The organism is Poriferisphaera sp. WC338, from assembly GCF_050931845.1.
Classification (GTDB): Bacteria; Planctomycetota; Phycisphaerae; order Phycisphaerales; family Phycisphaeraceae; genus Poriferisphaera.
The window spans coordinates 2,819,386-2,842,079 of sequence record NZ_CP194516.1; the positions used below are offsets into that span (position 1 = coordinate 2,819,386).

Annotated in this window: 22 protein-coding genes and 1 pseudogene; 16 read left to right on the top strand and 7 right to left on the bottom strand. The window is 52.1% G+C overall.

The features are described from left to right. Positions 1-14 precede the first annotated feature (14 nt). The 3 genes from proB to ACQ6WK_RS11535 all read left to right on the top strand — a co-directional run bounded on the left by proB (position 15) and on the right by ACQ6WK_RS11535 (position 3,673). On the top strand, positions 15-1,151 hold the full coding sequence (gene proB / locus ACQ6WK_RS11525; RefSeq protein ID WP_432797532.1) for a glutamate 5-kinase: 1,137 nt from the start codon (positions 15-17) through the stop codon (positions 1,149-1,151). 169 nt (positions 1,152-1,320) lie between these two features. Next, positions 1,321-2,319: a tetratricopeptide repeat protein gene (locus ACQ6WK_RS11530; protein ID WP_432797533.1), complete on the top strand. Its 999-nt coding sequence runs from the start codon at positions 1,321-1,323 to the stop codon at positions 2,317-2,319. A 1-nt stretch (position 2,320) separates the two neighbouring features. Then, a complete protein-coding gene (locus tag ACQ6WK_RS11535) occupies positions 2,321-3,673 on the top strand; it encodes a tetratricopeptide repeat protein (RefSeq protein WP_432797534.1) in 1,353 nt (450 codons plus the stop codon). Between the two features lie 75 nt (positions 3,674-3,748). On the opposite strand, the gene ACQ6WK_RS11540 is transcribed toward ACQ6WK_RS11535, so the two are convergent. From ACQ6WK_RS11540 to ACQ6WK_RS11550, 3 genes are all read right to left on the bottom strand, one after another. Then, the gene (locus tag ACQ6WK_RS11540; RefSeq protein WP_432797535.1) at positions 3,749-4,102 is read right to left on the bottom strand and encodes a ClpX C4-type zinc finger protein; all 354 of its coding nucleotides are present in this window, start codon (positions 4,100-4,102) and stop codon (positions 3,749-3,751) included. Positions 4,103-4,249: 147 nt separating this feature from the next. Continuing rightward, positions 4,250-5,263 carry a hypothetical protein gene (locus ACQ6WK_RS11545; protein ID WP_432797536.1) on the bottom strand — a complete coding sequence of 338 codons (1,014 nt, stop codon included), beginning with the start codon at positions 5,261-5,263 and terminating at the stop codon, positions 4,250-4,252. Between the two features lie 7 nt (positions 5,264-5,270). After that, on the bottom strand, positions 5,271-5,831 hold the full coding sequence (locus ACQ6WK_RS11550; protein ID WP_432797537.1) for an ExbD/TolR family protein: 561 nt from the start codon (positions 5,829-5,831) through the stop codon (positions 5,271-5,273). A 256-nt stretch (positions 5,832-6,087) separates the two neighbouring features. Here ACQ6WK_RS11550 and ACQ6WK_RS11555 point away from each other — a divergent pair, with 256 nt between their 5' ends. Together ACQ6WK_RS11555 and ACQ6WK_RS11560 are read left to right on the top strand one after the other, a co-directional pair. Further along, a complete protein-coding gene (locus tag ACQ6WK_RS11555; protein ID WP_432797538.1) occupies positions 6,088-6,465 on the top strand; it encodes a DUF4870 domain-containing protein in 378 nt (125 codons plus the stop codon). Between the two features lie 147 nt (positions 6,466-6,612). Further along, positions 6,613-7,092 carry a DUF4870 domain-containing protein gene (locus ACQ6WK_RS11560; RefSeq protein ID WP_432797539.1) on the top strand — a complete coding sequence of 160 codons (480 nt, stop codon included), beginning with the start codon at positions 6,613-6,615 and terminating at the stop codon, positions 7,090-7,092. Positions 7,093-7,150: 58 nt separating this feature from the next. On the opposite strand, the gene ACQ6WK_RS11565 is transcribed toward ACQ6WK_RS11560, so the two are convergent. From ACQ6WK_RS11565 to aroB, 3 genes are read right to left on the bottom strand one after another with little or no spacing between them, the layout of a single operon-like run. Continuing rightward, positions 7,151-8,284, bottom strand: a complete 1,134-nt coding sequence (locus tag ACQ6WK_RS11565; protein WP_432797540.1) for a hypothetical protein — start codon at positions 8,282-8,284, stop codon at positions 7,151-7,153. Positions 8,285-8,303: 19 nt separating this feature from the next. Next, the gene (locus ACQ6WK_RS11570) at positions 8,304-9,044 is read right to left on the bottom strand and encodes a GNAT family N-acetyltransferase (RefSeq protein WP_432797541.1); all 741 of its coding nucleotides are present in this window, start codon (positions 9,042-9,044) and stop codon (positions 8,304-8,306) included. Then, positions 9,041-10,174 (bottom strand): 3-dehydroquinate synthase, encoded by a 1,134-nt coding sequence (gene aroB / locus ACQ6WK_RS11575; RefSeq protein WP_432797542.1) that lies wholly within the window; start codon positions 10,172-10,174, stop codon positions 9,041-9,043. The genes ACQ6WK_RS11570 and aroB overlap by 4 nt, the downstream gene beginning before the upstream one ends. 278 nt (positions 10,175-10,452) lie before the next feature. On the opposite strand from aroB, the gene ACQ6WK_RS11580 reads away from it, so the two are divergent. The 10 genes and pseudogenes from ACQ6WK_RS11580 to ACQ6WK_RS11625 all read left to right on the top strand — a co-directional run bounded on the left by ACQ6WK_RS11580 (position 10,453) and on the right by ACQ6WK_RS11625 (position 21,421). Further along, entirely contained in the window at positions 10,453-11,649 is a 1,197-nt protein-coding gene (locus ACQ6WK_RS11580; RefSeq protein WP_432797543.1) for a PEP-CTERM sorting domain-containing protein, read from the top strand. A gap of 396 nt (positions 11,650-12,045) precedes the next feature. Next, on the top strand, positions 12,046-12,912 hold the full coding sequence (locus ACQ6WK_RS11585; RefSeq protein WP_432797544.1) for an RHS repeat-associated core domain-containing protein: 867 nt from the start codon (positions 12,046-12,048) through the stop codon (positions 12,910-12,912). Positions 12,913-13,480: 568 nt separating this feature from the next. After that, positions 13,481-13,663, top strand: a pseudogene (locus tag ACQ6WK_RS11590) (glutamine-hydrolyzing GMP synthase); the annotation flags it as partial. Positions 13,664-13,729: 66 nt separating this feature from the next. After that, positions 13,730-14,422 carry a transposase gene (locus ACQ6WK_RS11595; RefSeq protein ID WP_432797545.1) on the top strand — a complete coding sequence of 231 codons (693 nt, stop codon included), beginning with the start codon at positions 13,730-13,732 and terminating at the stop codon, positions 14,420-14,422. 284 nt (positions 14,423-14,706) lie between these two features. Next, positions 14,707-16,260, top strand: a complete 1,554-nt coding sequence (guaA, locus tag ACQ6WK_RS11600) for a glutamine-hydrolyzing GMP synthase (protein WP_432800398.1) — start codon at positions 14,707-14,709, stop codon at positions 16,258-16,260. 704 nt (positions 16,261-16,964) lie between these two features. Then, positions 16,965-17,990 (top strand): aspartyl protease family protein, encoded by a 1,026-nt coding sequence (locus ACQ6WK_RS11605; RefSeq protein ID WP_432797546.1) that lies wholly within the window; start codon positions 16,965-16,967, stop codon positions 17,988-17,990. A gap of 462 nt (positions 17,991-18,452) precedes the next feature. Continuing rightward, positions 18,453-18,848: a four helix bundle protein gene (locus ACQ6WK_RS11610; RefSeq protein WP_432797547.1), complete on the top strand. Its 396-nt coding sequence runs from the start codon at positions 18,453-18,455 to the stop codon at positions 18,846-18,848. A gap of 247 nt (positions 18,849-19,095) precedes the next feature. Further along, complete coding sequence (locus tag ACQ6WK_RS11615) at positions 19,096-19,560, top strand: thiol-disulfide oxidoreductase DCC family protein (protein WP_432797548.1); 465 nt, start codon at positions 19,096-19,098, stop codon at positions 19,558-19,560. Positions 19,561-19,672: 112 nt separating this feature from the next. Further along, the gene (dps, locus tag ACQ6WK_RS11620; protein WP_432797549.1) at positions 19,673-20,185 is read left to right on the top strand and encodes a DNA starvation/stationary phase protection protein Dps; all 513 of its coding nucleotides are present in this window, start codon (positions 19,673-19,675) and stop codon (positions 20,183-20,185) included. Between the two features lie 126 nt (positions 20,186-20,311). Further along, positions 20,312-21,421, top strand: a complete 1,110-nt coding sequence (locus ACQ6WK_RS11625) for an NAD(P)-binding domain-containing protein (protein ID WP_432797550.1) — start codon at positions 20,312-20,314, stop codon at positions 21,419-21,421. An 84-nt stretch (positions 21,422-21,505) separates the two neighbouring features. Here ACQ6WK_RS11625 and ACQ6WK_RS11630 read toward each other — a convergent pair whose 3' ends face one another. Continuing rightward, positions 21,506-21,727 (bottom strand): hypothetical protein, encoded by a 222-nt coding sequence (locus ACQ6WK_RS11630; protein ID WP_432797551.1) that lies wholly within the window; start codon positions 21,725-21,727, stop codon positions 21,506-21,508. A gap of 323 nt (positions 21,728-22,050) precedes the next feature. Here ACQ6WK_RS11630 and ACQ6WK_RS11635 point away from each other — a divergent pair, with 323 nt between their 5' ends. After that, positions 22,051-22,656: a DUF4126 domain-containing protein gene (locus ACQ6WK_RS11635; RefSeq protein ID WP_432797552.1), complete on the top strand. Its 606-nt coding sequence runs from the start codon at positions 22,051-22,053 to the stop codon at positions 22,654-22,656. Positions 22,657-22,694: the final 38 nt, after the last annotated feature.

Sequence of the window (22,694 nt, forward strand, 5' to 3'; positions counted from 1 at the left end):
TTCGTGAAATCATCATGCCCTCCACCGAACTCCGCCAAAACATCCTCACCACCAGCCGGCGCGTCGTCGTCAAAATCGGCACGCAGCTTCTCACAACCACTGAACCCGGCATCGATTTAGACTTCATCGAATCACTCGCCGACCAAATCGCCTCGCTCATAAAACGCGGCTGCGAGGTGACACTTGTCTCATCTGGAGCTGTCGGCGCAGGCTGTGTCGAGCTCGGGCTCCCCAAACGACCTACCGATGTTGCCGACCTCCAAGCCGCTGCAGCCATTGGCCAACGTCGTCTCATGCGACACTTCTACGAAGCATTCAAAAAACATAACATCCCCGTCGCGCAAGTCCTCCTCACTCGCACCGACTTTGATGACCGCAATCGTTACCTCAACATTCGCAACTGCATCCGAAGATTACACGCATTCAAAACCCTTCCTATCCTCAACGAAAACGACACCGTCTCTGTAGATGAACTCCGCTTCGGTGACAACGATATGCTTGCCGCACTCACCGCCAATGCGCTACGTGCTCAAGCGCTCATCCTCCTCACCACCGTCGACGGCCTGCTCGACTCCGAAGGCAACATCATCGACCTCGTCGACAACGTGAGCAACTTCCTCAATCTCACCACGGGTGAAAACGGCACTGCCATCGGCAAAAAATCTTCTTGGGGTGCAGGCGGGATGGGTTCTAAACTCTCCGCAGCAGAACTCGTCACAGGTGCAGGCGACATCGCAGTCATCGCCAACGGACGACACGATGATATACTTCCCCGACTTCTCGCCGGCGAGAAGCTTGGCACCGTCCTACTTCCCGCGAAACGCAAACTAGACTCACGCAAACGCTGGATCGCGCTCACCAAACGACCTGCCGGCACCATCACTATTGATGATGGCGCGGTCCGCGCACTCAAACAAAACGGCAAATCCCTCCTCGCCTCTGGCATCACACACGTCAAAGGCACCTTCAAACAAGGCGATATCCTCACCATCCAAGATTCTGATGGCAACGAAATCGCACGCGGACTCACTAACTATCCCGCCTCAGAACTCAAACTCATCCAAGGCAAACGCTCCACAGAATTTGAAGCCATCCTTGGCCAATTCGCCTACGCAGAAGTCATCCACCGTGATCATCTCGTCATTTCATAATCACATTCACATATCCACTTTCTCCATTATCCATTTCTTTACCCAATCCGACTTCATCGCCTCGTCCACATAACCGATACAAACCTTACTGGCGTAGAAGGTCTGCGCGCAAGTTGTGCCATCATGCACGACTCATCCGATGTGTAGAAGGATCACTCAGAAACGAAACATGACCGATAAAGATTCACAACTCGGCAAGTACCAAAAAAAGCAGATCGACATCCGCCGTAAGCTCATCCGCTTGTCCGTGGCTTGTCGTTCTGCCGACACCGCGCGTGCCGAACTTGAACTGCACGATTGGATTCACTTCCCCGGCTGTCCCGCCGCCGCGCACATCATGCTTGCCTCACTGCTTGCCCGCCGCAGCAAGCTCGATGACGCCAAGAAAATCCTCAACACATACCTCAAGCAAACAGATCAAGATCAATCTGCAACGGATCCGCAACTTACGCAGTTACTGATTTCCATCTTGATCTCCAGCAACCTTCTCGACGCAGCACGCCGTCTCGGTAAATCACTCTACCAATCCCACGGACACCATCCCCCCATCGCTGAATGGCTTCGAGCCATGTCCGTGCCCGGCTCGATGGACCTACCCATCATCTCGCCAACCGCAGTCGACACCCTTGCCAACCAGTTAAGCGCCGATACCACGATTATCCCAACACTCATTTATGCCTTAAAACATAACCCCAAACCAAAATCTATTCTCCTACTCCGCCAAGCTATCGGCAAACTCGCAGATAGGCCCACCGACACCCATACTCTTGTTACCCTCACTCATGCACTCGCCGAACTTGCCATCCTGGCAGGCGACCACACTGACGCACGCCGCTGGACCAAACGTGGGCTTGACGCCGATCCCTACAACGCAACCCTCGCACTACTGCTTGCTAAATTCGATGATCCGCCGGAAACACAAACCCCCGCGCGCAAGATCCTCTCACGTGTAGCCCGCAAGTTCCCCCACTATCCCGATGTGAAAGCTGCACTCATCCACCGTGCTCACATCGATGGCAAACGCGCCTCTGCACAACGGAAGCTTGCCGCATGGCTCAAACTTGATCCCAACTCACCCACCGCCAAGCAATTAAGCATCAAACTCAAGCAAACCCATAAAAAACATTACGAAGTTAATCAACATAATGACAATCAGGAGGCCGCATAATATGAACCTCCACAAACGCAATGAAGCACTCTGTGAATGCGATCTGGCTCGTGCCGCACTTGGCGCTCATCTTCTTGATGTCGCGGACAACCATATCACCACCGCGATTAAGCTCGCACCGGATGATCCTGCAGCACGTTTGCTAGAAGCGCAACTTGCCACGCAATTGAATCAATACGACCGCGCCCTCGCTGCGTTGGATACACTACCACACCTTACTCCAAATCTCACCGAATCGCCTGAAGCACTGATCCTTCGTGCCAAAACATTGGCTGCCAAAGGCTCACGTACCGAAGCCCTCCGTACCGCAGAAAAACTCGTTGAAGATTTCCCTGCTGATACCGAGATGCAAAAGCTTCTCCTCGGACTTCAGCTTTCGCTCGCTGATACATCTGCAGCAACCACATCACTTGAGAGTATCCTCGAAGATTCGCTCACCGAACCATGGATCAAGCGCGTCCTCACACAGCTTCAGCAGTCTGAATCCCCGCAATACGCATTGTCATTACTCACGCCCGAGTTGGACTCGCTTGCCGAACTCTATCTCGAAGAAGCAACATCTAATGATGAGTTAGAAGTTGATAAAGTCAATCCACAACCTGATCATGAAATCGATCTTCATCTGTTACGTGCAGCTCGCCTAGCCATCAAAGCTGACAGGCACACTGATGCTGAACGCTTATATCAAAAACTAATTGCCGCACACCCCGAGGATCAATCATTGCTGCTCGAAGCGGGCAACCTCGCACTACAACGCGGTGACGAAGAATCCGCACTTGATCGTCTTGAGCGTGCCGCCGATCATCTCGGCTCACTCCGCCTCACCGCACTGCAATCACTCGCCAAGCTCCACCTACACACTGGGCGCTTTCATTCTGCCGCACTTCAATACCACCGCATTACACGGCTATTCCCCAAGCAAACCCACGCATGGGCCGGTCTGCTTGTCACCGCACACCTGCTCGGTCGCATCAAATTGGTCCGCCGCGCACAACATCAACTCCGTCTACACGCCCCACGTGCACAACGTCGCCAAACACTTGCTTCTCTTTGGCAGCATGTCGCCGCACCACTTGCGTTCCAAAACGAACTTTCATCGCAAAATAATCTTGCAGAAATTTCTCCGCTGGATGAACTGCTCGCCGAATCACAAAACACGCTCAAGCTACTGACTGAAGAACATCCAAAGCGTGCTGATGCACACTATCACTCCGCCGCTGCTGCAGAATCGCAAGGCAATCTTGAACAAGCCAATCTGTCCATTCAAACCGCGCTCAAGATTAATCCCAACTATGCTGCCGCACAAAAACTAAACGACCGTCTCGGTCGTGTACAACTCCGCCTTGCCGCTTGATCGAAAGCAATCTTCCATCTGCAAAAGTATCTTGCCCGGGAATCTTTCGCCACACAATCACCCCCTACAACACACTTATTTTTTAGGATATTTCGCTGGATCCCAACGAAACTCTACATCCTTGTCCTTGTGAAATGTCTTGGCACCAAGCCGCACACAATCCCAGCAAATCGCCGCGTGTTTGTTCCGCCCATCTCTCTCTTTCGCCTCTGTGTTCCGCCACACCGACTCCCCTTCCCCTTTCTCACCCTTGCACATCGTACATGTATATTTCTCCGTTGCCTCAATCGAATCATCCATCGCCTTCTTCAAGCAATCCAGACAAATCACACTCCCGTGATGCCCTTCGATCATCTGGATCACTTCATCCCAATCCACTCCGCAGAAATCGCATGAAATCACAATATAGCCGTCTTCCTCGTGCTGCATACAAACATCCCTTTCTCATCACCGTCTAATCGTGTATTAGATATTCACTGTCCACACAATCATATCACGACTTCTCATCCACTTCCTAAACCGAACACAAAGATCGCATTCCGCAAAGAATCACAGATAAAAGCTACTTCAAAAATCTTACTTCCGGGGGCGGGGACCACGCAAAATCATCGTCACCTCCATCACCACATGCTTGTGCTTTTTCAATCCCTTCCCACTTGCTCGCCAACCATACAAGCTCGTTTCCACAGGACGATCAACATTCGCTGCCCCGCTCTTCCGCAAAAACTTCACATCCACCACCTTCCCTTCCTGATCAAACTTCACCATCACCACCGGGTCCGGCACTGTTCGCAAACTCGTCAAATAAGCCTGCACACTAAACCGCGGCCGCTTCGTCTTCACCTCAATGTCACCAATCGCCACCGTCATCCCCGGCACCAACTTCACATCCTCAATCATCAACGTTGCCGCATCACTCTCTGCCTCCGTCCGTGGCGCGCTCGTCGGATTGGATATCACCTGCTCTGCAGCCGCACTCGCCTGATCGCTATTCGCCCCCTGTGTTAGTTCCTTCGCCTGCTCTGTTTGCTCTTCCGCTTCACCCGCCTCAGTCACCGTCACGTCAATATCTTCCCCCTCTGCATTGGTCAGCAATTCATATTCCTGCCGCGCAAGCTCATCACTGACCTCTTCACGCTCCACCAGCTCGCCACTTGGCATCTGCGGCTCACTCGCCTCTTGCATCGGTGCTGCATCCGTCGCATCCATCACCAACGGTGCTTCCTTCACAGGATCAACTTCGCTTTGCTGCGCTGGCTGCTCTACCTCCGACTTCGGTGCCATCAACTCCCGCAAATCGTCATACGAAATCCACGATACCTGCGGCACGCCATCCTCGTCCCGCCCCACAAATACCTCATCATCCCGCTCCTTCATCCGTTCCTCATGTGCCACCTCCTGTAACTTCTCCGCAACTCGATCATCACTCCCGCCCAATCCCCATCCCAATAACGGCCACGCCAGCGCATGCACCAACACCGCATACACCACCCCAATCACTAACGGCCACCTTGATTCCTTTTCCTCATGCATCAATACGTTCTCATCGATCATCACCAAGCCCACACGTTCCACATGTGAAGCCTTCACGGGGAGACTACTTCCGGGGCGGCCCCGCAAAACGGAAATCCTTGATCCCCGCTCCTTGCATCATCTGGATCAACTTTAGAACCAGCGGGCCACGATCCACCGCCTTCACAGCATCACCCGCGCGTTCACTCGGCACAACATCAACCCCCTCGCCCTCTTCACGTACCAGTTTATCCGCGCCCTCAGCAGCATCCTCTCCCTCAATATCTTCCACCGCCCCCATCAGCCACTCGCTCCCATCAGTCCCCTCTTCAACCTGCATCGCCACTACCACTAATGGCTGCTTTTCCATTCCACCAATCTCACGCAGCTTCATCTCGAACGCAGCTTCACCCAGCGGCTCGCGATTCACAAAATACCGACCGCCTCGATCAATCGTGATCGCTACTACCTCTGTTTCCACGAGCTTCTCCCCAGTGTTCACACCCGCTAACGCCACCGGCAAGAACTCAACCCGCACCACCAATGTGTAAATGAAAAACGTCAGCAGCAAAAACACCACATCAATCATGGGTGTCATCTCCAGCCGCGCCCCCTGCTCGGTCCGTCTCACATATCGCTTCGCCATATCGCACATCCTAACCGTAACCCGCCCTCGCCCCAATCCTGATCCGCCACCAACCAGTCATTTATCGCACACCCACTCGGCATGATACCCATCTCAGGATAAACATACCGCCATATCTTTCTCCCACACTTCACAAACCCACGCCCACAACTTATCATCGTGCCCAGTGAACCCACTGAATCAAAAAGGCCGCATCTGGTTACACATACGGTCCTTATAAGCATCTCAACCTAGCACATGCATCAGGAGATTTACCGTGAGCGAAGAACAAACCCCCGCGACCACCGAAGCATCCGACGATGAGACTGCCACTAAGGACGACAAGACTATGGGCATGCTCTGCCATCTGCTTGGCATTTTCACTTGGTTCATCGGACCACTCATCATCTACATCCTCAAAAAAGATGACTCGCCCTACATCAAACACCACGCCGGCGAAGCACTCAACTTCGCCATCACCCTCACCATCGCCTACTTCGTCAGCTTCATCGCGATGGCCATCACACTCGGCATCCTCTTCTTCCTCCCCATGGGCGTCGCCATCGCCGGCCTCGTCTTCTTCATCATCGCCACCATCAAAGCAAACGATGGTGTCCTCTACAAATATCCCATCTCACTCCGTCTCATCAAATAACACACCTCCTCAAAGCCCAATCCTGCGAAACAAAAACAGTCGGCCCCCATCATCGGGAATCGCCGACTTTTTTCATGGCCACACCCGCCATCTCCCCACTACAATAGCACCCAAACATCAGTACCCTTTTTATTGAAAGTCCCCGGGATGAATACAGACGCAACACCATCGTCAGCAACAGAGCAACCCGCTACACCACCCCCTCTACCCGCAGAAACAACACAAAATATCACACCTGCACCCACCTCAACCAACAACGACAACACCCTTGCCATGCTCTGCCACCTGCTCACCCTTGTCGGCTTCGTCGTCCCCTTCGGCAACATCATCGCCCCTCTCATCCTCTGGCTTACTAAAAAAGACGAATCCCCGCTCGTCGATCAACACGGCAAAGAAGCCCTCAACTTCCAAATCTCTATCGGCATCTACACCATCACCGCCGTTGCCCTCGCCTTCATCAGCTTTCTCCTCATTTTCCTGCTGATACCCATCCTGATCCTCATCCCCGCAATCATCATCCTCGTCGCCCTTCCCATCCTCGATCTCGTCTGCACAATCATCGCCGCTGTCCAGGCTTCCGATGGCAAACATTACCGCTACCCCCTCTCCATCCGCTTCTTCCGCTAATAGCGTCTAGTTCTCATCATCCCAAACCCACGGGTTCCAATCCATGAGGAGAACTGAGTCACAACCCGTCCACACCCGCAGCGCCATCTTCCCTAAAAATCGTATAACTCGCTTTCTTCTTCCCATCTCGCGTCGTGATCCCCCATTGGTGATCCGGCTCATCTTGCCATTGATACCAGTACACCTCTGTCACACTATCCTCTTCCTCAAGCACGGCATACGCAATCTGCATATTCTCCGCCTGCACCCGTTCTGAATTCCCTTGCGTCTGCCAGCCAAACTCCGTCACCAATAATTTGCTCTTATCCTCATATGCGCGCAACACATCAATGACTTCCTTAAAATAAAACCGTAGCTTCTCTTCATCCAATGCGCCACTCTGATCAATATAAAAATGATACCCCACCACATCCCACGGATACCACCGTTCCGAACCTTCGCCATACATCTTCATTATCGCAGTCCGATACCGCTCCCACGTATCCGCTTGCTCATAAACTTCCCGAAGATATGCTGCCCCCGTCTTCCGCCCACCGCCCAGATCATGTGCAAACAACCCGCCCGTTACCAGCCGCAATCCTTCTTTCATGATCAAATCCCCCCGCCTGCTCTGTCGCAACGCCAGCTCCGTTTCGACTAACATCTCAGCCCATACCCCCGGCAAGATATACGTCCCACCCGCATGCTGTGGATCATCACGAAAGTCCGCCTCCGTCCATGCCCCCGGCTCGTTCCAAACCTCCCATGTCTTAATCACCTTCCGATACCGCCCTGCAAGCATCGACGCATTCTGCGCAAACTTCTTCACATAGTCATTGCGCTCCCCCTTGCCCACCTCGTTCCACCACCACTGCCCGCCGTAAGTCGTCTCATTCGACCACACACCGAGTATCTCCATCCCTGCACTGCGCGCGTTCCGTACCACTTTGTCATACATCTTCAGCAAACCCGGGGTCCATCGCTCTTTCCCATCCAAACGAAAATTGATCCGCACCGATCGTACCCCCGCTTCCGCCATCGCCTTTGCTTTTGCTTTCGTGAGAAGCACTTTCCCATCCCAAACCACTGCACCAGCATTCATCCCATATAAATGCGTACTCCGCTTCATTTCCTCACCTTCAACAACACTCACACACGCGCACAACATCACCATCAAGGCGGCCACCACACCAGCCCACGGGTTTAATTTCATCTTCATTTTCATCTAACCTCTATGATCCCCGAAACCCGTCCGCATACCGGATCAGGCCGCCTCTACCCTGTAAAAGCCGTTCAAAATACCCCTCCACCAATTCAATCACCTGTAGCGCACCCGCATGTTCTTGATCACTCACCCCACCACCAAATTCACCGTCTAACTGCCAGTTAGATGCCGCTTCAAAACCCACCCTTTGATAATAATTCGGATCACCCAACACCGTCACAAACCCAACACCCTTCTCTTTACAGATCCGCAAACCTTCCATCATGAGCGCCATACCCAATCCCTGCCGTTGCAAGTCCCGCCGTACACCAAGTGGCCCCAAACACATGCCAACCCCCGGCAACAATACCTCTGCACCCTGCTCACTTTGCAAATGTGTCCCCTCTGAATCAGCATCATACAACCCCGACAGCTTCAACATCTCCCGCTTATTCAGCGGCAAGTTCATCATCTCACTACCAAGTACATCATCATCGCCATCCGATGACTCACCACCACGCGCTAAAAGCCGATCCGCAACATCCTTCCCAACACAAACCCCCACCGGACTAAAAGCAACATGACCTACAATCTTCCCGCCCAGCTCCGTCACGAGTGATAAACTTAGATCCCCTGCATCACGCAACCGGTCCACAATCGCAATCTCTTCGCCTCCTCCCTCGGAAGGGCCTCCCATCTCACTAAAAGCATCTGCAATCACCGCCCGCACCCCATCATGATCATCAACAACCTCCTTGCGTATCATCATCGAATGATTTCCCATGCCTTGCTGATCTCATCCGCTTCCGCATCATCCACAATCACCACCCCACCAATTTTCGTCGGCAAAACAAGCCTTATCTTTCCATCTTCCACCTTCTTATCATGACGCATCACTTCCACAAGCGCATCAATATCTGGCATGGCAACCGCACCGCCTTCAACATCCCCAATCTTCACTGGTAAGCCAAGCGCTTCAAGCACCGCCAATAACCGCTCAAGCACCACACCATCACACAACCTTCTTGCCACAGCAAATTCTGCCGCCGCCACCATGCCCAAACTCACCGCTTCACCGTGCTTCAACTGGTTATACCCCGTGCTCGCTTCAAGCGCATGTGCAAATGTGTGACCAAAATTCAGATGCGCCCGTTCACCTGCCTCCTTCTCATCATTCATCACCACCTTCGCCTTGATCGCCACGTTCCGCTTCACAAGCTCAATCATCACTGTCTTGTCTAAGCGATGAATAGACTCCGCCTCGGCCAGCAGCCAATCAAACAAAGCCTCGTCACGGATCACACCGTGCTTTACACACTCTGCCAATCCACACAGTAACTCACGCCGCGGCAATGTCTCAAGCGTCTGCGTGTCCGCTACCACAATCCCCGGCTGATGAAACGCGCCGATCAAATTCTTGCCCCATTTCGAGTTCACACCCGTCTTCCCACCCACAGATGCATCCACCATCGCAAGTAGCGTGGTGGGACATTGAACAAACGGCACGCCCCTCAGCAAACTTGCCGCAACATATCCCGTCACATCGCCTGTGATTCCGCCGCCTACCGCTACCACCGGACTCTTCCGCTCAAGCTTCTCTTCAAGCAACCAATCCAGCAGCATCCCCACCGTCTCCAAATTTTTGAACTCCTCACCCACCTTCATCGCCCCACTTGTCACCTCCCACCCCGTGGCCCGCATCGCTTCTCCTGCCTTTTCACCCCATGTCCCCACCACATTCTCATCACACACCACCCCTGCCTTCACCTTGCCTTGTCCACCAACAGATGATTCCACAAGCTCCCCAAGCTTTTCAAGAATGCCATAACCGATCACGACTTCATAGCCATGATCCTGCCCTGATAAATCCAGTCGCACTTTCTCAATCTGCTCGCTCATCGCTGCTCCAAACCTTTAGCAAATATTTTTCAGCCCCCTATCTTACAGCCTTCCCCTTCACCCCGCCCCTCATCCCCCTAAGCCCGATCCTATTCCCCCCCCATAACCCACATTCTCCCCCAGCTTAACCTCGCGACGTCCGATGTCACAATAGATACAAACAGCCGCATGCATTAAAGATGCTTTTTGCCCGTTCAGCCTCATGTTGTATACTGACCCTCGATCAAGTAAATACTTCCGTAGAGCCTGCCAACTCTGGAGAGAGAAAGAGATTCATCATGAAATGTGCCCGTGTTAACTGCTCAGCTATCATTGCCGCCGTGTGCTTGTATAGCACATCTACCTCCCACGCCGCAATCGTCTTTGATGACGGCGGCAACCACGCCTACACCGGCACAAATAATGACACACTTGAGGTCTTGGACTCCAACACAAACGCACCCACAACCGTCGCAATCAATAACGGTGCTGTGATTGGTGATGACGACACCGAAGAAATTTCCGTTGCTGTACGTGGCAGCTCAATCCTGTTCATCAACGGTGGAACCATTGGTCAAGACGTCGACAGTTTTGACAACAGCACCGTCACTATGAACGGCGGCTACATCGACGACGACATCCACAGTGAAGGCTCATCTACCTTCAACATCAACGGCGGAACCATTGACGACGATGCCAACGCCGATGATAACAGCACCATCAACATGACCGGCGGTAACGTCGGCCAAGATTTTGAAACGCGTAACAATGCGAAAGCATTCATCAGCGGCGGCACCATCGGCCGAGACTTGATCTCACAGAATAACGGACAAACAAGCTTCAGCGGCGGCACGATCGAAGAAAATTTTGTCGCTTTAAATAAATCAACGAACAACATCTCCGGTGGCACAATTAACAAGCACCTTTTCAGTTTCGGTGACTCAGAAATTACAGTTACCGATGGCACGATCAAGCAAAACGTTGCAAGCGACGACGATTCAACAATTAATATCTCCGGCGGCACCGTTGAAGGCATCGTTGAAAGCTACGACTTCTCAACAATCAACATCTCCGGCGGAAATTTCGAAGATAACATCACTGCCGTACAAGACTCTAATATCAACATCACCGGTGGAACATTTGAAAATAACATCATCGCGATTCATGGTGCAGCGATCACAATCGAAGGTGGCGATATCGGCGTCAATAACAGTGCAAATCTTGTCGCAGAGCACCTTGGCAACATTACAATCGATGGGTCTAACTTTAAGATAGACGGCGTCGATGTCGCGCTCGGTGAAATCACAGATATCAGCGGAACGCTCTCCGGTATCCTCGCAGACGGCTCAGCTTTCGAAATCGATTTCTTACGCGAATTCGCACCTGTCCCCCACAACACAGTCCGTGGCACCATCACCCTCATCCCCGAACCTGCCTCCCTCGCTCTTCTCAGCCTTGCCGGTTCACTCATCTTCACACGCAACCGCCGCGCTTAACACCGCAACACGAATCTCCCCAATGCCCTCTATAAGCCGGCCATTCAGCCGGTTTTTTTTTCATAGTCATCCCCCTCCAGCACAACCCATCCAAGCTCACTTGCTCCGCAGATGGGACAACATCTCCCAAGCCCACACGTTCCACGTGTGGGAACATACATCAAGCCTCTCACATCCAAAGCAACTTCCATAACCCATTCGCACCGCGAACAGCGCTCCTTCACCATTCCTGTTACGACCATAGCGGATCCTCAACATTCAATAACCATTTTTCTTCCGCCACATCGTTTCCAAATAATCCACACACAAAGAAAACCTTGCTCCCCTCCCCATGTCGCATTAGACTACACACGTCTTCGTACATATTTACACTGAAGAATTCTGAGGGTCCACAATATGAAACCGAACCATCTCCCCACGCGTATTAATATCGCTGTCGCTCATCGTTCACCCTTCATGCCCCTGCTGATCCTCTTCACCCTCATCGCCGCCACACTCCTCGCCCCCACCACCGCCTCCGCCATGCTCAACCCCAAGCTCGGCCGATTCATGCAACGCGATCCACTCAACCGCAACCAGCCCGGTGGTGGTTATCACGATGGTCAAAACTTATTCCAGTATGTCGGCAACAACCCGATACAATGGTTTGATCCTAATGGATTAAAACTCGACATTAAACGCAATCCAGGAGTAAATATCACAATAGAGCAATTCAGAGGGGGTAATAATACATTCGGCTATAGCGATCCAGGAGATATTTCGTTCCCAACTAAAGGGACTCGCATTATAGTTGATGAGATTTGTAAATTAGACTGCCCCGAAGGCACTGGATTCAGAATTGGATTATTTAGAATATATGATCCTACAGGTACAATCACTGAACAAATCAACACATTGATCATCGAGGGCACGTGGAGACAACGAGCGAGAAGGACTGGAATGCTGATACAATTAGCTTCCGCTGTGAATTCTTTGAATGCGTACACACGAATTGAAGAATCCTCTCATACCCAAATTACTCTCGCAGTATTCCAGCAATTTGGCTTGTACGGAGAAGGTGAAGCATGCACACGGTTAGAAGCAGGCGGCAACGCCATGAAAGATGCACACAGTAAACTTAAAGGTCATGTCGCATACTTGAATGCCCTACATACTACCTTACAAGCCCAAATCGAAAGAATACATGACCCAATTGGGCACGCACAGGAAGAAAAAATTTGGAATATTACAAATGAAATCTACTCCCGCTTAGGAACGAATTAAATTGCCCATGAAGTGGACTTATCGCATAAAATCCTTTTTGTGCATTCGACACCATCACAATGCCCGCTTTGCATTGATCTTATCATTTGTCATCGCGACATTTCTGAATGCCGCTGCTTGCAGCCCAAAGAATCATCTTAAAGCCAACAAAACCTGCCCCAATGACAAAACTCTCTCATCACTTTTTGAGATGACTTATACGCATAATGCATTAGCTCAAAAGAACATCAAATTATTACGCCACAAATACCCTCAATGTGAAGACCTCATATACCTTGAAAAGCTGAGTATCGAAGTCGCTGACGAGGAAGTTGTCACCACCTCGCCTCAACCAAGCATTGATTAAAAATATTAACACTCTTCTCACTTTCGCAAGAAAAATACCAGGAACCTTTTTCTTGTCCGTGGGATCATTCTCCAAACACAACATTCATCTCAGGCTAGGTATCACCGGCAACTGAACCATTTTTAACGTTCCATACGACCCCCAAACCCCCACATCCGGGGTGCTTTCTGCTACAATTCCCCTCTTCTTTCCTGTGTATTCCAACCCCAGCAGGCCTGCACCATGACCCAATCCACCGACACATTTGCCGCCATCCTCGATGACATCCCCGCCGCCGCTCGCGACCAGATCGTCCCGATCGTCGATTTCGGCTCCCAATACGTCCAACTCATCGCCCGCCGCGTCCGTGAAGCAGGCGTCTACTCCGTCCTCGTCGGCCCCAACATCACCCAGGAGAAGAAAAGGTGGAGAAGAAAAGGTGTCAGGAACCTTTTTCTTGATTCGAAGACGTGTTGTTGATAAATTGCCTGTATGGGACGAGCCAAACGAGTCGATGTCGGTGGCTATGCTTACCATGTCATCAATCGTGGTAACGGCCGCATGACCATCTTCGACGATGAAGGTGATTACGATGCTTTCGAACGCGTCCTTGATGAAGCATTGATTAAATTCCCGCAAGTTCACCTGCTCGCTTACTGCCTGATGCCGAATCATTGGCATCTGGTCCTGCACCCTCAGGCTGACAAACAGCTTTCACGTTTTGTTGGCTGGCTCACGTTGACCCACACACAACGATGGCATGCACACCGCCACACAACCGGCGGCGGGCATGTTTACCAAGGACGTTATAAATCATTTCTCATTGAAACGGATGTTTATTTAAGTACCGTATGCCGCTATGTTGAGCGTAATCCGGTGCGGGCGAATCTCGTTCGCAAAGCGGAAAATTGGAAATGGTCAAGCCTGCACCGTTGGCTTAGTGGTTCCCCAGAAGAAAAGCGTATTCTTTCTCCTTGGCCAACCCCATCAGGCAAGCGTCCTCCCGGTTGGCTTAAACGTGTGAATACACCTGAAACACAAGCTGAGCTTGATGCGCTGCGCCTTTCCTGCAACCGTGAACGACCTTTTGGCTCAGAAGCATGGGCGATGCGCATCATGAAGAAATATGATCTCGCGACAACCTTCCGTCCAAGAGGCAGACCTCAAAAGCAAGCGAGTAAATAGGGCATCAAAAGCAGTGGTATTAAACGTCAACGGTAATACAAATTATCTCCACACTTTCTGCGCTCGCCTCATCACATTCAAAATCGCCGGCACTTCGACAAGCCCGGTACCGCCGGTGCCGGGGTTTCTTCAGGGAGCGCTTCCACAACTTCCGGGGCGCCTCCGGGGGGCACTTCCGATGCCTTTCTGTTACAATCCTTCTCTTCTTTCCTGTGTATTCAAACCCCCAGCAGGCCACCATGAGCAACCAATCCACCGACACCTTTGCCGCCATCCTCGAAGACATCCCCGCCGCCGCACGCGACCAGATCGTCCCTATCGTCGATTTCGGCTCCCAATACGTCCAGCTCATCGCCCGCAGGGTCCGTGAAGCAGGCGTCTACTCCGTCCTCGTCGGCCCCAATATCACCCACGAACAACTCCAAGCCCTGAATCCTAAAGGTATTATCCTCTCCGGCGGGCCCTCCTCTGTCTACGAAGACAACGCCCCCACCTGCGATCCAGACCTCTTCGACCTCGGCGTCCCCGTCCTAGGCATCTGCTACGGCATGCAAATCGGTACCTCCCTCCTTGGTGCCACCGTCAAAAACGCCGAAGCCCGTGAATACGGCCGCGTCACCCTCAACACAAGCGACAACACCGACCTGCTCAAAGGCGTCCCAGCCTCCACCACCGCATGGATGTCTCACGGCGACCAAATCGCTGAACTCCCAGAAGAGTTCATCCCACTCGCCACCACCCCCACCTGCCCCTACGCGGCCGTCCGCCACGCCTCCAAACCCTTCTTCGGCGTCCAGTTCCACCCCGAAGTCACCCACACCCCCCACGGCAAAGACCTGCTCACCAACTTCCTCTACACCATCTGTGGCTGCACCGGCAGCTGGCGCATGGCCGACTTCCTCAAATCCGAAACACAGCGCATCAAAGAAATCGTCGGCGACAAGCGCGTCATCTGTGGACTCTCCGGCGGGGTCGACTCCTCCGTCGTCGCAGCCATGCTCGCACAAGCCATCCCCGGTCAGCTCACCTGCATCTTCGTCGACAACGGCCTGCTCCGAAAAGGCGAACGTGACATGGTCGAAACCATGTTCCGCGGCCACTTCGACATCGACCTCCGCGTCATCGACGCATCCAAAGCCTTCCTCGATGATCTTGCTGGCATCACTGAACCACAAGAAAAACGTCGCCGCATCGGCCACCGCTTCATTGAAGTCTTCAAAGAAGCATCCGCCGACATCGAAGGCGTTGAGTTCCTCGCACAAGGCACACTCTACCCCGACGTCATCGAGTCCGGCCACGGCTACTCAGGCGAAGCCGCAAACATCAAACTCCATCACAACGTCGGCGGACTCCCCGAAGAACTCGGCTTCAAACTTGTCGAACCCCTCCGTGCCCTGTTCAAAGACGAAGTCCGCCAACTCGGCCAAGTACTCGGCCTCACCGAAGAAATGGTCTGGCGACACCCCTTCCCCGGCCCCGGCCTCGCTGTCCGCTGCCTCGGTGAAGTGAATCAATCACAACTCGACATCCTCCGCGACGCCGATGAAATCCTCCTTGAGGAAATCGTCGCCAACAACCTCTACCGCAAAACCTCACAAGTCTTCGCCGTCATCCTCCCGGTCAAAGCCGTCGGCGTGATGGGTGATGGCCGCACACATGAACAAGTCATCGCCATCCGCGCAGTCGAAACACAAGACTTCATGACCGCCGACTGGGCGCGCATCCCCTACGATGTCCTCGCAACAATCTCCAACCGCATCATCAACGAAGTCCCCGGCATCAACCGCGTCTGCTACGACATCTCCTCTAAACCGCCCGCCACCATCGAGTGGGAATGATCGTCACAGTGCAACCTATGCACAACATCAAAACAAACAGCAAGCCCACGGTTTTCATACCGTGGGTTTTTCATCAAAGCATAAACCAAGCGTCAATGCTCTGACGCCATCAACCCTCTCGCCGCCTTTAATACAAAAAACACAAAATCACATCGCTAAGTATCCCCGACAATCGCGTTAGGAAAAACCGCCACTTACAATCATCTACGAGACTCCCCAAGCTGCTAACTATTTTCCCAACTTTGACCATATTCACATAAATGCTCAGGTATCACCCTTGGTTTTACATTTCACAAGCCTTCCACAACCCTTGTTTGTTTTATGAGAAACCCTTGCAAACACTGGATTATCGGGCCTTCACTTGGTACCCTTTGACCGTTTACAAACGTGTTTCAAAGGCAACACTGGAGGGACACCGAACTATCCCTGATGTCCCATCACAAGACCCCGCAGACCCTCACCCCTAGAATCGTCTGCGGTTTTTAAAAGGTGTGTGTATAGTCTTCAGCAAGGCAAAATCACGACCGGATAACCGTACCAAGCTTACAGCTGCAACGGTTGTAACGATTATTGTGCCACCACCCCTAAACTACCCCCCGCAAAGCGCCGATGCACTTGGTGTTATGAGGGAAAATCTATTGAACAAAGCGTACTCGCTCACATCCCGTCATCTGCTAACGCTACTTCTCGCCGTGATGTTTATCATGGCTGGTTGTCATGGCACAACCTCTATTCAAAAGAAGCGTAAAGCACATTACAACAATGCGCAACCCGCGCCTCATTCGATGTCCGAACCCAGCGCACTTCCAGCGCAACTCGACATCGCCATCCATACGCAATCAGAACACATCTTCGTCCGCGCCGATCTTGACGGCCGCGACGCAGGCATGTTCCTTCTGGATACCGGCGCCGCCATCGACGCCGTCGGCAAAGGCATTGCGGGTCGATTCAACCTCCCTGAAAAAGGTAGCGGCACCGCTATGGGTATTGCTGGTGCTGAAAAATTCAAATTCCGTGAGATCGATTCGCTTCAAATCGGCGACCTCGAACTCGACCGCGAACGACTCGCCGCCATAAACCTCAACCGATTCGCCAACGCTATGGGTGTCTCTGTCAACGGCGTCATCGGATACTCCTCACTCAAACACGCCCCCTTTACCATCGACTACCCCAACGAAAAACTCACTATCTACCGCCCTAATAGCTTCCTCCCCCCTACCGACGCTTCCGCACATCATCTGCTTATCCGGCAAGGCCTCCCACTCGTCAAAGCACAAATCGCAAATGGTGAAGAAATCTGGCTCATCGTCGACTCCGGCGCCGACCAGGAACTCACCCTCCCTATGAAGTATCTCAACAAGTATCCTAAAGTCGTCTCCGTTCCCATGAGCGGCGCAGGACAATCCGCCGGCGTCGGTGGCAAGATCAAAAACATCCGTACTTGGCTTGGACAACTCACACTTCTCGGTGTTGAACTCAAAAACGTCCCCGTTTCCTTTGAGGATTCCCCTGCCCTGCAATTCGGCAACAACATCCCCATCGGGCGCATCGGACACCGCTTGCTCGAAAACTTCCGCATCACCTTCCATACAGACGAACGGCTTGTCTATGCTGAATGGCAACCCAATCGTATCCGTAATGGTGTTGCACAAAATGCTGGCCCTCTCCCTGCCACCTCACACAGCAACACCTCCGCGGTCTCCCTCCGCTTTAAGCCGAACCCTGAATAAAGTCGTACCGAACCAAGATATCAAAAACTTTTTTACCTAGCACATTACCCTCATTCCCTCACAACCGCTCATCAAGCCCGCACGTCTACGTGTGGGGTAAAACGAAAACATGCTATTAGCTATCATTTTAAAAGATAGACTAATAATAAAAAAATATGCATCAGTGTCTTCTAGACCAGACACACAATCCTCATGGGCGGAGCGCAATGCTCCGTCCTTCTTTTTATAAGCAATACAATGTTTGATCTTAAAATCCATTCGCTTCTGTTGCTGGATAATTCTCTCAATGATCTCTTGATATCAATCTACCATTGTTGATGGTAAGAGCTGGCCTAAAAACCCCAATCATTGCAACCATCGCCCACATTCAACCAATCATCTCCGCCTGACCGATAATCTTCCTCAGTGGATCATGCGCCATCCCTCGCCCCTCTCGCGGACATACATCCAAGTGAGGCCACCATGTCAACTCATCGGCCCTACGAAAAGCTCAAAGTTTGGCAAGCCGCCATGAGCTTCACTCAACAAATCTACCAAATCACTTCTACCTTCCCCGACTCAGAAAGGGCCGGCCTCGCCGCCACCCTCCGCCGCCATGTCATGACCCTCCCCGCTCGCATTGCTGATGTTGCCTCCTCTGACAACACACAACTCAACATCAAATTGCTAACTAATACCGCTACCACACTTACAGAGATCGAAACCACTCTCCTGCTCTGCCACCGCATGCGTTTCATCCGCGCGTGGCCGCTTCGTCGCCTTCGCAAACGCGCCCAGAACATTCGCGTTCTGCTGGAGGATCAACTTTTCCTCCTCTCTGAGATGGCCGCCATCGAATACCCCGCTCAAGCCAGCTAACACCTCAGCCAACAACCTCCTCTTTTCACTACCGCTTGACAAGCCCATTGTTCCCACGCTCCTCTGCCAGTCATTGCCGGAAAATCCCCCCATCCCATCCCCATTTATCCTGCCTAAACATCATCCCAATCCACACCTATTCTTTTCTAACAAGCAGCTTGACATATTTAGAATTATTCTAAATAATATGAGCTAGAGTGAGGTTATATACAAACACACCCGCAGTTACCTCCGGAAAGTCGAAACCATGAACAGCGTAAACGAAAAAATAACAGTACTTTACGATGGGAAATGCCCACTCTGCAAACGAGAGATCGCCTTCCTTCAACGCATGGACCGGAAGAATATCATCACGCCTATCAATATCTCCGCCCCCGACTTTGATCCTACCCAATTTGGTCGAACTCCTGAAGAACTCGACGCCCGCATCCACGCCTTCCTTCCTGACGGTACCTATATCACTGGCATGGAAGTATTTCGCCAACTCTATGACCGCATCGGACTCGGCTGGACTGTTTCATGGACTCGGCTTCCTGTTGTCCGACCAATCGCCAACCGTGCCTACGACCTCTTCGCCCGTAATCGGCACTTTCTTCCCGGATACACCCATGCATCCAGCTGCGATACAGGCACCTGTACGCTCAAGCCTAAACCCACCGTCATCAAAGAAACCACCCCACACACCAACAAACGTGTCATCCACCCCAAGTGATGAACATTCAACATTAAACAGCACTCGCCTGTGCAAGTGAATCTATCAAGCCTTAAAGGCTTGCATCCACAAACACAGTCCAGAGAATGACTCAACAAAAGGAATCAGTAACATGGTTACCAGTACAAAAACTAAGAATGCCGATGTCGTCATGCACAAAACCTATCAACCCCTCGAAGCTCATACCCGTGAGAAGGTCATCCCTATCCTCAATCAATCCGTTGCCGATGCTTCAGATCTCTACTTCCAGATCAAACAAGCTCATTGGAATGTCCGCGGACCAGACTTCATCGCCCTACACAAACTTTTCGACGATGTCGCAGAAGAAGTCATTGAATACATCGACGATCTCGCCGAACGTATCGCTCAACTTGGTGGTCAAGTTCACGGCACACTCAAACATGCCGCCCAAACCTCATCCCTCTCCGACTACCCACTCGACCTCACCGACAGCCCCGGCCACGTCAAAGCTCTCTCAGAAGCGCTCTCGCACTTCAGCAATGAAATGCGACTTAGTATTGAAAAGACTGATCAGATGGAAGACCCCGTCACCGCGGACCTCTACACCCAAATCGGCGGCAAGGTCGATAAATGGCTTTGGTTCATCGAAGCACACAATATGTAAGCTTCATCCCAAAAACGCTCATATACCAAAGGACGCCAACCACGGCGTCTTTTTCTTTTCCCCCTTCACACCTCTTTGTATCATGAATCTGCATCAACGCTCCTATGATTCAACGAGGCTCTTCGCATGACGCATCAACACGACCATCACCCCACCATCATTATCGGCGCCGGCCCCATCGGCCTCGAACTTGCTGTCTGTCTCCAAAACTTAAACCACGATTACCTCCACATTGATGCGGGTCAGATTGGCCAGACCATCACTTGGTACCCCAAACAAGTCCGCTTCTTCTCTTCTCCTGAACGCATCGCCATTGCCGGGCTCCCCCTCACCACACCTAACCAGGAGAAAGCCTCTCGCGAACAATATCTCGCCTATCTCCGCTCCGTTGTCCAACACTACAACCTCGCAATCAACACCTTTGAAAATGTCATTTCAATCAATAAAAATAGTTTTAATACTTTCACAATTAAAACAAGCAAACTCAACGGTGAATCCTGCCAGTATACCTGCGATAATCTCGTTCTAGCCATCGGCGACATGCACCGTCCACACAAACTCAATATCCCTGGCGAAGACCTCCCTCACGTCTCGCACTATTTCGATGAACCCCACCAGTACTTCAACCAAAAGCTCCTTATCATTGGCGGCAAAAATTCTGCTGTCGAAGCCGCCATCCGCTGTTACCATGCCGGCGCCAAGGTCACCATCGCCTACCGCCGTGACAATTTTGATAAAACCCATGTTAAATATTGGCTCTACCCCGAGATCCGTTCGCTCATCAAAGCCGGCAAAATCAATTTTCTCCCCAACGTCATCCCCACCGCCATCGCACCACATCAAACCACCCTCTCTTCTGTTTCATGGTCACAAACCAACAACAATCAACCTGACAACATGATCATTAATCCGAACGCAGAACCTCAAATCATCGACACCGACTTCGTCCTCCTCCTCACTGGCTATGAGCAAGACGACGCCCTCTTCAATCAGCTCGGCGTTCAACTTGAAGGACCCAACCGCCGCCCACATTTCGATCCGAGAACCATGCAAACCAACATCGAAAATGTCTACGTTGCCGGCACTGCCATCGGCGGCACGCAGAAACGCTTCCTCGTCTTCATCGAAAACTGTCACATCCACGCCGCCCGCATCGCCGAATCCATCACCGGCCGCAAGCCTGATCCCAAACTCCTCAACGACGCAGCTGCCACCTACGCACTCCCCGAAAGCTAATCCATCCCCCTTCTCACCTTCTGCACATAAAAAAACGCGCCGTTCTCACCGCGCGTTCATAAACATTTCGCATCTAGTCAACGGTTAGCGCCATACTCCTCGCCCATTCGGCAAGCCCTGCGTCGCATGATTCGCCGACGTGAACTTGTCCGTCAAATTACCATCCGCATCGTTTCGCTTCACCCAGTTCCATTTGATCTTCGCACCCGGATATTGCTGCACACGATAATCATGTGCTGTCCCGCTCCTCTTTAGCGCCTCGTGAATCATCCAAGGCATCGCTGAATTGACTAATGAATGCCCCACGAAAAGACATCCTCCGCCTCGGCCAAACCCAACGTCCCCGTAAATATCATTAAAACGGCAGCAATAACCCCACCACAACAAACAGGCGATCACATTGGCATATCCTCTCCTCATACGCTTACATCGAAGGCAGGCCCACCAAAGGTTTCACAACAGGACTATAAAACACCGATGTAAACATACAAAAGAAAACCGCGTTTAAATCCCCTCACCCACACACCCAGCCCAAATCTGCGCCTGCATAACCCAAAATTCCTGCATCTGCAGCATGCATTGCGGTAAAATAATAGCGACTGCTAACTGAAACAATAAGGGGCCATCATATGGATGCCATTCAAATCGTTTTTGCCAGTCTCGTCGGGATCGGACTCGCTTCCGCATGTGGATTCCGTGTGTTTATCCCATTGCTTGCCATGTCCATCGCTGGCCAAAGTGGCGCCATCGAACTCTCTGAAAACATGTCTTGGCTAGGCAGTTGGCCCGCCATCGTGATGCTCAGCGTTGCAACCGCTGCTGAAATCGGCGGCTATTACGTCCCATGGATCGACAACGCACTCGATTCTGTCGCCACACCCGCTGCGCTGATTGCAGGAACACTGGCCACTGCAGCCATCATCCCCGGAGACATGGGTAGTGCACTTCAATGGAGCATCGCAGCCATCGGTGGAGGCGGTGCGGCAGCAGCCACACAAGCCACCACCGTCGTCACACGACTGGTTAGCACAGCTACCACAGGCGGCTTAGGTAACCCCGTCGTCTCAACCATTGAAACCACCGCAAGTACTGGCCTCTCGCTCGCACTGATTCTCATCCCCGTCGTCGGCATCACACTATTCCTCGGCCTCACAGCACTCATCATCTACACATTCATCAAACGGCGTAAGAACCGCCTCGCCACAACGGCGAATCCAACGACGCAGGCCGCCTAAATCTCAACACAATCCATAGAAAAGCACTTTCGACATCC

Coding starts and splice junctions, on each gene's coding strand:
- proB (WP_432797532.1), top strand. CDS start 15: ATGCCCTCCACCGAACTCCGCCAAAACATCCTCACCACCAGCCGGCGC.
- ACQ6WK_RS11530 (WP_432797533.1), top strand. CDS start 1,321: ATGACCGATAAAGATTCACAACTCGGCAAGTACCAAAAAAAGCAGATC.
- ACQ6WK_RS11535 (WP_432797534.1), top strand. CDS start 2,321: ATGAACCTCCACAAACGCAATGAAGCACTCTGTGAATGCGATCTGGCT.
- ACQ6WK_RS11540 (WP_432797535.1), bottom strand. CDS start 4,102: ATGCAGCACGAGGAAGACGGCTATATTGTGATTTCATGCGATTTCTGC.
- ACQ6WK_RS11550 (WP_432797537.1), bottom strand. CDS start 5,831: ATGGCGAAGCGATATGTGAGACGGACCGAGCAGGGGGCGCGGCTGGAG.
- ACQ6WK_RS11560 (WP_432797539.1), top strand. CDS start 6,613: ATGAATACAGACGCAACACCATCGTCAGCAACAGAGCAACCCGCTACA.
- ACQ6WK_RS11565 (WP_432797540.1), bottom strand. CDS start 8,284: ATGAAATTAAACCCGTGGGCTGGTGTGGTGGCCGCCTTGATGGTGATG.
- ACQ6WK_RS11570 (WP_432797541.1), bottom strand. CDS start 9,044: ATGATGATACGCAAGGAGGTTGTTGATGATCATGATGGGGTGCGGGCG.
- aroB (WP_432797542.1), bottom strand. CDS start 10,174: ATGAGCGAGCAGATTGAGAAAGTGCGACTGGATTTATCAGGGCAGGAT.
- ACQ6WK_RS11580 (WP_432797543.1), top strand. CDS start 10,453: ATGAAATGTGCCCGTGTTAACTGCTCAGCTATCATTGCCGCCGTGTGC.
- ACQ6WK_RS11585 (WP_432797544.1), top strand. CDS start 12,046: ATGAAACCGAACCATCTCCCCACGCGTATTAATATCGCTGTCGCTCAT.
- ACQ6WK_RS11595 (WP_432797545.1), top strand. CDS start 13,730: ATGGGACGAGCCAAACGAGTCGATGTCGGTGGCTATGCTTACCATGTC.
- ACQ6WK_RS11605 (WP_432797546.1), top strand. CDS start 16,965: ATGGCTGGTTGTCATGGCACAACCTCTATTCAAAAGAAGCGTAAAGCA.
- ACQ6WK_RS11610 (WP_432797547.1), top strand. CDS start 18,453: ATGTCAACTCATCGGCCCTACGAAAAGCTCAAAGTTTGGCAAGCCGCC.
- ACQ6WK_RS11615 (WP_432797548.1), top strand. CDS start 19,096: ATGAACAGCGTAAACGAAAAAATAACAGTACTTTACGATGGGAAATGC.
- dps (WP_432797549.1), top strand. CDS start 19,673: ATGGTTACCAGTACAAAAACTAAGAATGCCGATGTCGTCATGCACAAA.
- ACQ6WK_RS11625 (WP_432797550.1), top strand. CDS start 20,312: ATGACGCATCAACACGACCATCACCCCACCATCATTATCGGCGCCGGC.
- ACQ6WK_RS11635 (WP_432797552.1), top strand. CDS start 22,051: ATGGATGCCATTCAAATCGTTTTTGCCAGTCTCGTCGGGATCGGACTC.